Source organism: Zymobacter sp. IVIA_12111.31 C1, assembly GCF_047495495.1.
GTDB lineage: Bacteria > Pseudomonadota > Gammaproteobacteria > Pseudomonadales > Halomonadaceae > Zymobacter.
In genome coordinates this window covers 2,689,911-2,701,845 of sequence record NZ_CP179930.1, presented here as the reverse complement: position 1 = coordinate 2,701,845, position 11,935 = coordinate 2,689,911, and the positions used below count along the sequence as shown (strand labels likewise).

The window sequence follows — 11,935 nt, the reverse complement described above, 5'->3', positions numbered from 1 at the left end:
TGTGCGATTACAGAGAGAAATCGACAACCATGCGGCCTTTGATCTTGCCTTGTTCCATTTCGTGGAAGATATCGTTGATGTCTTCGATCGGGCGTTTGGCCACTTTCGGCACGACTTTGCCTTCAGCAGCGAACTGGAAGGCTTCAGCCAAGTCTTCACGCGTACCGACCAGAGAACCGACGACTTCGATACCGTCCAGTACCAGGCGCGGAATGTCGAGGCTCATGGCTTCCGGAGGCAGACCAACCGCTACGATGCGAGCACCGGCGCGAACAGCGTCAACCGCAGAGTTGAACGCGGCTTTGGCAACGGCAGTAACGACCGCTGCGTGAGCGCCGCCCACTTTTTCCTGAATCAGTTTGGCAGCGTCTTCTTTGGCCGGGTTGATGACCATGTCCGCGCCCATTTCCTGAGCCAGTTTCAGCTGTTCGTCGTTGACGTCGATCGCGATGACTTTAGCGTTGAAGACGTTTTTCGCGTACTGCAGCGCCAAGTTACCCAGACCGCCCAGACCGTAGATGGCAATCCATTTACCGGCTTTGATGTTGGAAACCTTGATCGCTTTGTACGTGGTAACACCCGCGCACGTTACGCTACTGGCTGCCGCGGAATCCAGACCGTCCGGTACCTTGACCGCATAGTCAGCAGTGACGATGCATTCTTCCGCCATACCACCATCAACGGTGTAGCCTGCGTTCTTGACGCTACGGCACAGCGTTTCGTTACCGCTGATGCAGTATTCGCAGTGGCCACAGCCCTGGAAGAACCACGCAACGCTTGCACGGTCGCCTACTTTCAGAGAGGTCACGCCCGGACCAACTTCTTTGACGACACCTACACCTTCATGGCCCAGGATAACGCCAGTCTTGTCACCGAAATCACCATTTTTAACGTGCAGGTCGGTGTGACACACACCACAGCACTCCATCTGCAGCAGGGCTTCGCCGTGCTCCAGCGGACGCAGTTTTTTGTCCTGAATTTCAACGTTATGGTCTTTGCCTACAACTGCTGCTTTCATGACGAGATACCTTTTTTAGTTGTACCGATGACCTGTCTGGAACGAAACAGACGCCGGAAAATAAGGTGGTGAGGTGAGCGGCTGGCGTGACCGTCGGACCGACTCACTGACGCTAGTATAACGCTGCCACTGGTATGGCAAATCACTACTAACGTACAAAACGTACTAAACTTTAGTACAGGCCTTGATAAAGGTAGATAACAAGGCGGTTCCCGCCAAGGTTATCCTCATCCTTGGACCACAGGGATGACGAAATGGCGCAGCCGGAACCTCATCATCCCCTTTTTTAGAGCAAGAAATCGTGACAGCCGTTTTCGGCATGCTATCTCTGTTGTCGGCAGAAGTAGCGTGCTCATGAGCAATGACCGTACGGAAAGAAACCCATGAAAGATGCCCAGTTACCAGATGACGTTGAACGCGGTATCCACATGCTGGAGCAGGTGCGGGGTGCTCGACTGCCACGCCGCTATCGCGGGTTTCTCCATCGGACGATAGGGAGCGCCGACATCATGGAGCGTGAGAGCGCCCAAGGCGACTGGGTTTGTTGGTATGGGTATGCACTGCTGAAAGAGCGCAATGTCACCTACGGCGTACAGAACGTTGCACCGACACTGCTATTGATCGGGCAGGACGGCGACCTTGGCTACTTCATTGATATGGTCGAGGGGCTTGATGCCATTTACAGCGTAGACCTAGGCGCACTGGGCCGGAGAGAGTAGCCAACAGCATCAGCGAGCTGCTGTGATCAGCACCACCCTTGAGGATAAGAAATCGGGTGGAAAAACTTGGTTCCAGTGAGTAATGGCAGTTCCACTGCAAACGTTGGATATCATCGACAGTCTGCCCCCGCTCGATATTCTGGACCGCTAGCTAGAAAAGGCATCCACCAAGATGAAGCGGGGCGTGATATGGCAATGCTGCCCCGTCGATTCCTGAAACGAAAACACCCCCGCTGCCGTGAAGCAGCGGGGGTGTTTTGAATTCATGGTGCCGGAGATAGGAGTCGAACCTACGACCTTCGCATTACGAATGCGCTGCTCTACCAACTGAGCTACACCGGCAACGGCATGCATTCTAGCGCCGACATGCCGTGATGGGCAACCCCTTGTGATACTCAAGCATTTCTGTCAGCGATCGTTACGTCCGCCGAAGATGATCAGCCCTGAAATCAGTGCGGCGAAGAGGGCAAAAATCACGACCACGCTTTGCAGGGCGAGGGGCCAAGTGGAGAAATGGTAGTCGCCGCGCAGCAGGCTGGCGAAGCCGTAACCGATGGCCATAATCGATCCCCCAACGACAAGGGGACAAAGCAAACGCTGGATAAAGCTTTTCATAATAGAAACGTCAAGTTGCATACCTGTACAGGTGTATGACCAGTCTAATCCATCCATGGATGGGAAAATAGCGCATGCGACAGTGACACTCCCCCCTACGGTAGGGGGCGAATGGTAAGATTGACCCTCGTGGGGGGAATTCGCCCCCGTTTACCGATTCCATCCACGACTCGCTATGGGAGAAGTTCATGGCCGTACGCTGGCGCTATACCTCGATGTCTGATTCAACGTTGGTCAGGCCCGATGAACGCTTATCCTGGGGGCAGATGCTGGCGCTGGGCGTTCAGCACCTTGTTGCCATGTTCGGTTCAACCGTGCTGGCGCCGATGTTGATGGGGTTTGATACCAACCTCGCGATTTTGATGTCGGGCGTTGCCACGCTGCTGTTCTTCATCATCGTTGGGGGGAAAGTGCCCAGCTACCTAGGGTCGAGCTTTGCCTTCATCCCGGTGGTCTGTGCCGCGACGGGATACGTGGCCGGACACGGTGCCAATCCCGCGGTGGATCTGGCGCTTGGTGGCATCATCGTCTGCGGGGGGCTGTATGCGCTGTGCGGGCTGATCGTGATGTGGGTAGGAACGGGGTGGATCGTTAAGCTGCTGCCGCCGACCGTTACGGGGGCCGTGGTCGCGACTATCGGTCTGAACCTAGCACCTAGTGCCGTGGGCAGTGTCTCCGGCTCGACGTTCAACGGCATCATGGCGCTGGTCACCGTACTGTGCATCGGCAGCATGGCCGTGCTGACGCGCGGTGTTGTGCAACGGTTGCTACTCTTGATCGGCATCCTAATCGCTTATGCCCTCTATTTCGTTGCCGCCAACCTGATGGGGTGGGGCACGCCGATCGACTTCACCCCGGTGGAAGCGGCACCGTGGTTCGGGCTACCGACCTTTCATACGCCCACGTTCCAGTGGACGGCTATCCTCACCATTGCTCCTGTCTTCCTGATTCTGATCGCCGAAAACCTTGGTCATGTCAAAGCCGTGGGTGAAATGACGGGGACTCCCCTTGATCGCTATATGGGACGAGCGTTCCTCGGCGATGGGCTGGCGACCATGCTGTCAGGGAGCGTCGGGGGTACAGGGGTCACGACATATGCCGAAAATATAGGGGTGATGGCGGTGACGCGTGTGTTCTCTACGCTCACGTTTCTGATCGCTGGCATTCTGGCTATCGTATTGGGCTTCTCTCCGCGCTTTGGTGCCCTCGTGCATACCTTGCCAGTACCGGTGCTGGGCGGTGCGTCTATCGTGGTGTTTGGGATGATCTCGGCTGCCGGTGTACGTATCTGGATGCAGAACAACGTTGACCTGAATGATCATGCCACGCTGATCCTGATTTCGGTCACTATGATCCTCGGTGCAGGTAACTTCTCGTTGTCGATGGGGGTGATCCAGCTCAACGGTATTGGCACCTCGATGCTGGCAGCGATCATCCTCAATGCGCTGTTCAGCAATCGCCATGTGCGCAAGATGCTGGAAAGAAATTGAGCGAGACGTGTAGGATGGAATAAGCAGCGTGGCTTTAATAACCCACGTTGCGCCGTTATCGTGAAATGACGGGCCGAACGCGTTCGCTGTCCGTCATTCCCGCTAGGCCTTTCAGGAGACCCGAGGTCCCAGGAGTTCATATGACAACCGAGCAGGATACCGCGCCATCATCTGTCCCCACGTCGTCCACGACGGATAGCCAGCGTATGTGCTGCGGTGGCGGAATGCAGACGTATCCTCCTCGCTTGGACGCCGTGATGCCGATGACGGCAGAGGCGCATGAACGTTCGATCGCCGAAATGCTGGAGCTGCGTCGGCGGCAAGGGTACGAGGATCAGGATATCTGGCTGTTCGCATACGGTTCGCTGATCTGGCGTCCCGAGTGTCCTGCTATCGAGTCGCTGCGCGGTTACATCGAAGGCTTTCATCGTGGGCTGTATCTGTGGTCGCGCATTCACCGTGGTACACCTGAACAGCCGGGGCTAGTGTTCGGGCTGGATGAAGGCGGCACCTGCGAAGGGGTGGCGTTCAAACTATCCGCTCAGGATCTGCAATGTCATCTGCTGGCGCTGTGGAAGCGCGAGATGCCGGACTGTTCCTATCGACCCACTTGGGTACCCTGTACGCTGGAGAATGGGCGCACCGTGCCCGCGCTGGCGTTTGTTGTGGCGCGCAGCCAACCGACGTATGTCGGGCAGCTCTCCGATGAAATTATCCGCAAGGTGTTTGAAACCGCACGCGGTCAGTGCGGTACCACGTACGACTATGTGGCACAGACCGCTGTCGCGCTGCGCAATGCCGAAATGCCTGACGAAGCCTTGGAAGGGTTACTGCGTCGCTGTCAGCCTTCCGTCAATGCGGTTAGCTGAAGATTATATAAGGTGTGAAGAAGAAAGGAGGCGGGATCAAGCCTCCCTTTCTTGCTTTCGTCTGTTTTCCCTTAGCGAAGCGGACTTGAAGGATATTCCATATAGCGTTTCAGCTCTTTCTGCCACTGTTTCATGAACAAAAACAGAGGTTGGTCTTTTTCTTCGGATTCTTTTGAATAGGAGACAACGCGCTCTTCTCCCCCCGGCAGAAAGAAACGTACTTTTTTTATGTCAATGCAATGGAAAATAATAAGTACTTTTTCTTGATCGATATCATTAAAATTTACTTCGATATCGTGTTCCGTTGTGAAAAGGTCCGAAGACTGTGATGAATATTCCATCAAATGGGCGCAAATAAAACTGTGATCTATGCTTCTCAGTGTTAAATTGTTGAACTCTAGTCGGTTGTTTTCTTCATTAAATAGAGTTTTAAAGTATTCCGATAACAGGAATATTCCACCAATAATTTGAGCTAATTTTTTTTCTTCATTGCTTTTTCTCTTTGAAAATACGATATAAGAAGGTTTAGGGCTATGGTAGTCTCCTATTGTTAACGTCATGGTATAGCGGCGCAGTTCTGAATAAAATACGCCAGCAGGCCGGTCAATAGTGAGATATGTTTGGCCACATGTTGCTACGCAAATACGAAAAGCTTCGCTAAGTATCTTTTCAAATCCCGGATATATATTGTTTTCCACAAACGTATCCGTGAATATATCTATAATCTCTCTGCAGCCTTCCATATTTTTAGAAGGATAGATCTTGACTATTTTGGAGAACTTTTTTCCAAGCATTGATGTCGGTGTCTCTTGATAGAGGAAATAAACGTAATAAAATTTCAGCAAGCCTGTTATTGAAATAGGGCTCTTTTTAGTTATTGCTTTTTGGGGATGCGATGACTAGAGGCTTGCACGTATAAATTATTACATGTGTAGAGAAATATTCCCATGCGACATAGCATACCACTACCTTCTTGTTGGCATGCGTGAGCCACATATATATTAAAAATGTATCTAAAAAGAAGTACGCGGTGGGTTGGAGTGCCCACCGCGTCAGACAGGTCATGTCATGGAAAGTGGCCCGATGGGCCGCTTCAAGCCCGGATCACGGTCTCTTGAAGCAAAGTACTGCGCGTGAAGCGGGGATCACTTCACTTTGACGACCCAGCCTTCTGGGCCTTCGATATCACCGACCTGGATGCTGGTCAGCGTGTCGTACAGGCGACGCGTCACCGGGCCGACGTCTGTTTCGCTATAGAAGACGTGGAAATCGTCCTTGTACTGAATGCCGCCAATCGGGGTGATGACGGCGGCTGTACCGCAGGCACCGGCTTCCTTGTACTGATCAAGGTCGGTGATCGGTACGTCGGTTTCCTGCGTGGCCAGCCCCAAGTAGTCGCGTGCCAGTTCGAGCAGCGAGTATTTGGTGATACTGGGCAGGATGGACGGTGAATACGGTGTCACGAAGACGTCGTCATGCGTGATGGCGAAGAAGTTAGCGGAACCCACTTCCTCGATCTTGGTGTGCGTGGCCGGATCAAGGTAGATGCAGTCGGCGAATTCGCGTTCGTGCGCTTCCTTGTTCGGCAGCAGGCTCGCAGCATAGTTACCGCCGACCTTGGCAGCACCGGTGCCGTAAGGAGCTGCACGGTCGTAGGACGACACCATGAAGTTGACCGGTTTCATGCCACCTTTGAAGTAGGCGCCTACCGGTACGCAGAAGATCGAGAAGATGAACTGCGGTGCGGGGTGTACACCGATGTTGTCGCCGACGCCGATCAGGAACGGGCGCAGGTAGAGTGCGCCGCCGCTACCGTAAGGCGGAATGAAGCGTTCGTTGGCCAGCACGACCTTCTTACAGGCTTCGACGAACACGTCTGTCGGGATCTCGGGCATCAGTAGGCGCGCGCAGCTCTGCTGCATGCGGATCGCATTGCGGTCCGGGCGGAACAGGTTGATGGACCCGTCTTTGCAGCGATAGGCCTTAAGGCCTTCAAAGCACTGCTGACCATAGTGAAGGGCCGTAGAGCCTTCGCTGATGTGCAGCGTGTTGTCCTCGGTCAGTACACCGTCGTCCCAGCTGCCGTCTTTCCACTGTGACAGGTAGCGATAGTCCGTTTTGATGTAATCGAACCCGAGGGAACTCCAATCGAAATTATCTGTATCCATGACAATGACCGCTCTATGTGAGCATGCACTCTCTGGCGCATGATTGTACTGTGCTTGTAGATCCATGAAGGGTAGTGTCTTCGAGCGAGGGCGCTGCCCTTCTGTCGAGACTATCATGGCTCTGGGCCCTACGTTAAATACTCTATGTATGCCGATGCGATTTCGGGTGAACCTTTACCGCACAGAGGCTATCGTCGAAGCGCCCTGCAAGGTGATTGCAAGGTACACTATAGAAGACGTGCTTTCGTGTTTACGCCATTCATGATCCCGCGGAGACCCCATGACTGAACTCAAGACGCTGCTGTTTGCTACGGACTTCTCTACCGGTGCAGCACGATGCTGCAGTATGGCCAGTACCCTGGCGCGCCTGAGCGGTGCGCGCCTGCATATCGTGCACATCGTGGCGGAAGGTGATAGCTGGCCGCTGCAGGCGTCAGACCAACTGGTTGTACCTGAATCACAGCAGGCGAACATCGAACGTGAAATGAAGCGCTTCATCGGTCGATATTTCCCCAACTTGGATCAGGAGCCGTTCACCGTCACGTGGGATATCGTCGCTGCGCGTCATACATCGTCCGAAATTGTTCATCAGGCTGAACTGGTCGATGCCAGCATGATTCTAATGGGGACGGAGGGACGCTCCGGAGTCAAGCGCCTGCTGGCCGGCTCGACGGCAGAAGCCGTTGTCCGTACGGCGTCAGTACCAGTGGTGACCATCCGCAACGGTGATCGCTAGATACTGAGTGGTCGGGGCAGAAGTATTCGAGGTGACTTCTGCTCCTGCATCTGTAGCATGCTCGCTGAGCGCCGCCCTTGGTATTTGCCGAAGGCGGAATGCGTGTGCCGGGCATCGCGCCTGCGTTCATTTTCCATTTCTCATCGTAGACGAAGAGGCACCCATGTCTCGACAGGACTCACGCTTCGAAATTCCGGCCGGTTCCACGACCGTGCCGCCGCATCGCGGCCTGCTGGGCCCGATGAAATTCCGGGCCTATCGTGCCATATGGATCGCGAACCTGTTCGCCAACTTGGGAATGTGGGCCCAGTCCGTGGCATCGGCCTGGGTAGTGACGGAACAGCATGCCAGTCCGTTGATGGTGGCCATGATTCAGGTGGCTGCAGCGATACCGTTAGTATTGCTGTCGATCGTCGCAGGCGTGCTGGCCGACAATCATGATCGACGCAAATTGATGCTGATCGGTATGGGTATCCAGACGATCGGCGGGGTAGTGATCACCGGGATCGCTGAATTCGCCACTCTGACACCTGAATGGCTAATCTTGTCGATTCTGGGCATCTCACTAGGGTCAGCGTTGCTGACACCGGCGTGGCAGGCGGCGGTCAACGAGCAAGTGCCACGTTCTGAAGTGGCCAGCGCTGTACTGCTGAACAGCGTCAACTACAACGTAGCGCGCGCGCTCGGGCCGGCATTGGGCGGGATTATGCTGGGCTTCTGTGCGCCCAAGTGGGTGTTCCTCTTCAACAGTGTGTGCAGCTTGGTACTGATGTATGCCATCTGGCGCTGGAAGCGTGACATTCCTGCGCGCACGCTGCCGCCTGAAAAGATTCGTGAAGGGGTCAAGGCGGCACTTCAGTTCACTCATTATTCGACCGTGACGCGCATCGTGATGCTGCGCTCGTTCACATTCGGCATCTGTGCCAGTGCCATTTGGGCTTTGCTACCGCTGCTGGCGGATCAGAACCCGGACGGTAGCGCGGCTCTATACGGGTACATGCTCGGGACGCTCGGGATTGGGGCAATCATTGGTAGCGTTGGTGTGGATCGTCTGCGCCAGCGTTTGGGCACGGGGCGTCTGATCAGTCTGGCAGGGGCGGTATGTGCCGCGATGCTGATGATTCTGGGCACGACCACCAATCTGTTCTGCGTGTTTTTTGCGTTGCTGCTGTCAGGTAGCTGCTGGATCGCCGCGGTGTCGACCTACAATGCGGCCGTTCAGCTGCTGGTGCCGGACTGGGTCAAGGCGCGCGCGCTGGCGCTCTATCAGACCTCGCTGTATGGCGGGTTGGCGCTGGGATCGTTTCTGTGGGGGCATATGGCCACCACCATGACGGTGCAAGGGGCGCTGCTGAGCGCGGGTATCCTGATGATCATCTGCGCGGTCATTCTGTATCAGTCGAAGCTGCCCTCGCTGGATGCCAACGACATGCTGCATGTCAGCAGCCCGGCCAATGCGGCACCGGCCATCTCGTTCGATCCGAAACACGGTTCGGTGATGGTCACAATCGAGTACAACATTCCCGAAGAACGGACGCACGAGTTCATTCGTGCCATGCGACGCCAGCGCAAGCTGCGCCTGCGCAACGGTGCCGAGCGCTGGTGGCTGTACCGCGACACGCAGGAGCGAGCGCTGTGGCAGGAAGTCTTCCTCGTTCGCAACTGGCTCCAGCATTTGCGTATGCAGGACCGCATGACGCTGGCCGACAAGCACATTCTCGATACAGTGCTGGCTTTCCATGACGGTGCCGAAGCCCCACGCATTCGACTCAGTGTCAGCTATAAGTCAATGCGCGAACGCGACCGCACACTGCCGCCGTTGGCAGAAGAACCGAAGCCTAACACGGCACCACCGCATGCCGACGATGTTCCGCCGGTACCCGAACAGTCGTGAGGCTGTCAGGATGCGAGGGCGCGTCTACACTGGAATGTGTATGACATGACAGAGTGCATGAACGTTGTCCGCTAGCATGAGCGGCATGGAATATCAGGGAGAGATGACCATGGGATTGATGGATCAGTTCAACGAGAGTCTGGACTACAAGAAAACGCTGCAGTGGGTCGAAGACCAAGGCGGCATCAATAGCCTGCTGGACAAGTTCCGCCAGAACGGGCTGAGCGACAAAGTCTCGTCGTGGATCGGTTCGGGTGAGAACAGCCCGATCTCCGCCGACACGATTCAGCAAGTACTGAGCAGCGAGGCACTGCAATCGCTGGCAAGTCGGCTGGGCATTGATGTCAGCAAGGCTTCAGGACTGTTGGCCGAGTACCTGCCGAAGGTGGTTGATCTGCTGTCGCCCAAGGGAGAAGCGCCGAAAGATGGCAACCTCCTGACGATGGGCTGGGAGCTGATCAAAGGAAAGCTGTTCGGCTAAGTCCGCATGCAAAAGCGCCGCTGCCTGTCAGTGGCGCTTTTGTATCTGTAGCTTATGTATCTGCCGGTTACTCAATGGCCGTCGAGCGTTCCCGTAACCCCATCATCTTGAAGCAAATGAGAAAGCGCGTGCCGGAAGTGATTATTTTCATATGGCGGGTAGTCGAATATGGATAAAGTCACTGTGGCATGCTGTTATGCAGTTGCCTGACCACGATCTTGACCGGAAACGACAGAGGAGTCGCTGATGAAGCGCAGATCACTGCTTAAAGCCTCGCTGGCCCTAGGAACCTATGGGCTGCCACTGGGAGGCATGCTGATGTCGAGTGCATGTGCCGCCGGAGGCGCAGGAGATCACGTTGACTTCGACTATGTGGATGTCATGGCGGCAGGTATGTCGCACGCCGCGTACAAGGGCGCAGAAGAGAAGCTGCCGCCAACGCTGGCCAACCTGACACCGCAACAGTACTCCGCCATCCGTTTCGACCCTCAGCAGGCGCTGTGGCGCAATCGACTGTCGACGCAGTTCTTCCATGTCGGTATGGGGTTCCGTCAGCGCGTACGGATGTTCGCGCTCGATAAGGATGATCGTGCCCATGAGATCAATTTCAGTACCCAGCTGTTCAACTACAGCGGTGCAGGCGTAGACGAAAAGGCCGTCGACAAGGCGGGTGACCTCGGCTTCGCTGGTTTCAAGATCTTCAATTCGGGCTTCGGTGGCCCGGGCGATATCGTCGCTTTCCTCGGTGCCAGCTACTTCCGTGCCGTCGACAAGACCGGCCAGTACGGCCTTTCAGCACGGGGTCTGGCGATTGATCCGGCCATTGGTGGCAAGCCTGAAGAATTCCCGTACTTCACTCACTTCTGGTTCCGCGAGCCTGCTGCTGACAGCCCTACCTGTACGGTCTATGCGCTGCTCGATTCCCCCAGTGTGACCGGGGCCTATCAGTTCGACATCGACTGCCAGAGCGAGCGGGTAGTGATGACCGTGCGCATGAAGCTGCATGTGCGCAGGCCGATCGAACGGCTGGGCATCGCTCCGATGACCAGCATGTTTGCTTGCGGCACCAACGAACGTCAGGTCTGCGATACCATCCACCCACAGATTCACGACTCCGACCGCCTTTCGATGTGGCGCGGCAATGGTGAATGGGTCTGCCGTCCGCTCAACAACCCAGATACGTTGCAGTACAACGCGTTTGCCGATACCAACCCCAAAGGGTTCGGGCTGGTACAGACCGATCACGACTTCAACAGCTATCAGGATACCGTCGACTGGTACAGCCGCCGGCCTAGTCTGTGGATTGAACCGCTCAATAGCTGGGGTGAAGGCAGCATCGACCTAGCTGAGCTGCCGACGACCGGCGAAACTTCCGACAACATTGTCGCTTACTGGCGTCCTAAAACGCCCGCACAGGCAGGCGATACGCTGGAATATCATTACCGCTTGTACTGGAGCGCGCTGCCGCCGGTGAGCTCACCGTTGGCTTCGGTCATGGCAACCCGCACTGGAATGGGTGGCTTCACTGAAGGCTGGGCACCGGGTGATCACTTCCCGAATGAATGGTGCCGTCGCTTTGCCGTCGACTTCTCTGGCGATGCACTGAAAGCATTGCCGGCCAATGCGCCGATCACCCCCCGATTGGATGTCTCTTGGGGGGAAGTACGCGACCTGCAGGTGTTGCCGTTGCCTGATAACGGTTACCGCGTGCTGTTCGACTGGTACCCGACCAGCCAGCAGACCGACCCCGTATCGATGCGCCTCTACATAGTGCATGACGACAGCGCCCTGAGCGAAACTTGGCTCTACCAGTATCTGCCGCCCGCGCCGGAGCGTCGTCGCTATACTCGCTGAGTGCGCGCACGCTGATATCTGAACGCTGACGCATGAAAAAAGGCCTGCTCGGGAATGGCCGACGCAGGCCTTTGTCGTATTCGGTTGCGAG

The 11,935-nt window shown here is 55.7% G+C and carries 11 protein-coding genes and 1 tRNA gene; 7 read left to right on the top strand and 5 right to left on the bottom strand.

Going from position 1 to position 11,935, the window contains the following annotated elements; genetic code table 11:
* Nucleotides 1–7: 7 nt before the first annotated feature.
* Entirely contained in the window at nucleotides 8–1,018 is a 1,011-nt protein-coding gene (gene adhP / locus ACMHYW_RS12020; protein WP_027705554.1) for an alcohol dehydrogenase AdhP, read from the bottom strand.
* A 383-nt stretch (nucleotides 1,019–1,401) separates the two neighbouring features.
* Here adhP and ACMHYW_RS12015 point away from each other — a divergent pair, with 383 nt between their 5' ends.
* The gene (locus ACMHYW_RS12015) at nucleotides 1,402–1,737 is read left to right on the top strand and encodes a hypothetical protein (protein ID WP_414500115.1); all 336 of its coding nucleotides are present in this window, start codon (nucleotides 1,402–1,404) and stop codon (nucleotides 1,735–1,737) included.
* 266 nt (nucleotides 1,738–2,003) lie between these two features.
* Here the strand turns inward: ACMHYW_RS12015 and ACMHYW_RS12010 are convergent.
* Together ACMHYW_RS12010 and ACMHYW_RS12005 are read right to left on the bottom strand one after the other, a co-directional pair.
* A tRNA-Thr gene (locus tag ACMHYW_RS12010) sits at nucleotides 2,004–2,079 on the bottom strand.
* Between the two features lie 66 nt (nucleotides 2,080–2,145).
* Nucleotides 2,146–2,298 (bottom strand): hypothetical protein, encoded by a 153-nt coding sequence (locus ACMHYW_RS12005; RefSeq protein ID WP_156934041.1) that lies wholly within the window; start codon nucleotides 2,296–2,298, stop codon nucleotides 2,146–2,148.
* A 242-nt stretch (nucleotides 2,299–2,540) separates the two neighbouring features.
* Here ACMHYW_RS12005 and ACMHYW_RS12000 point away from each other — a divergent pair, with 242 nt between their 5' ends.
* Complete coding sequence (locus ACMHYW_RS12000; protein WP_414500114.1) at nucleotides 2,541–3,842, top strand: solute carrier family 23 protein; 1,302 nt, start codon at nucleotides 2,541–2,543, stop codon at nucleotides 3,840–3,842.
* A 140-nt stretch (nucleotides 3,843–3,982) separates the two neighbouring features.
* Nucleotides 3,983–4,711 carry a gamma-glutamylcyclotransferase gene (locus tag ACMHYW_RS11995; protein WP_414500113.1) on the top strand — a complete coding sequence of 243 codons (729 nt, stop codon included), beginning with the start codon at nucleotides 3,983–3,985 and terminating at the stop codon, nucleotides 4,709–4,711.
* A gap of 71 nt (nucleotides 4,712–4,782) precedes the next feature.
* Here the strand turns inward: ACMHYW_RS11995 and ACMHYW_RS11990 are convergent, their stop codons facing one another.
* Both ACMHYW_RS11990 and ACMHYW_RS11985 read right to left on the bottom strand, forming a co-directional pair.
* Entirely contained in the window at nucleotides 4,783–5,505 is a 723-nt protein-coding gene (locus ACMHYW_RS11990; RefSeq protein ID WP_414500112.1) for a hypothetical protein, read from the bottom strand.
* A gap of 351 nt (nucleotides 5,506–5,856) precedes the next feature.
* Nucleotides 5,857–6,879 carry a branched-chain amino acid aminotransferase gene (locus ACMHYW_RS11985; protein WP_027705560.1) on the bottom strand — a complete coding sequence of 341 codons (1,023 nt, stop codon included), beginning with the start codon at nucleotides 6,877–6,879 and terminating at the stop codon, nucleotides 5,857–5,859.
* A gap of 280 nt (nucleotides 6,880–7,159) precedes the next feature.
* Here ACMHYW_RS11985 and ACMHYW_RS11980 point away from each other — a divergent pair, with 280 nt between their 5' ends.
* The 4 genes from ACMHYW_RS11980 to ACMHYW_RS11965 all read left to right on the top strand — a co-directional run bounded on the left by ACMHYW_RS11980 (nucleotide 7,160) and on the right by ACMHYW_RS11965 (nucleotide 11,844).
* Nucleotides 7,160–7,615, top strand: a complete 456-nt coding sequence (locus ACMHYW_RS11980; RefSeq protein ID WP_027705561.1) for a universal stress protein — start codon at nucleotides 7,160–7,162, stop codon at nucleotides 7,613–7,615.
* A 163-nt stretch (nucleotides 7,616–7,778) separates the two neighbouring features.
* Entirely contained in the window at nucleotides 7,779–9,509 is a 1,731-nt protein-coding gene (locus ACMHYW_RS11975; protein WP_414500111.1) for an MFS transporter, read from the top strand.
* 109 nt (nucleotides 9,510–9,618) lie between these two features.
* Nucleotides 9,619–9,990: a YidB family protein gene (locus ACMHYW_RS11970; protein ID WP_414500110.1), complete on the top strand. Its 372-nt coding sequence runs from the start codon at nucleotides 9,619–9,621 to the stop codon at nucleotides 9,988–9,990.
* Between the two features lie 246 nt (nucleotides 9,991–10,236).
* Nucleotides 10,237–11,844, top strand: a complete 1,608-nt coding sequence (locus tag ACMHYW_RS11965) for a glucan biosynthesis protein (protein WP_414500109.1) — start codon at nucleotides 10,237–10,239, stop codon at nucleotides 11,842–11,844.
* Nucleotides 11,845–11,935 lie beyond the last annotated feature (91 nt).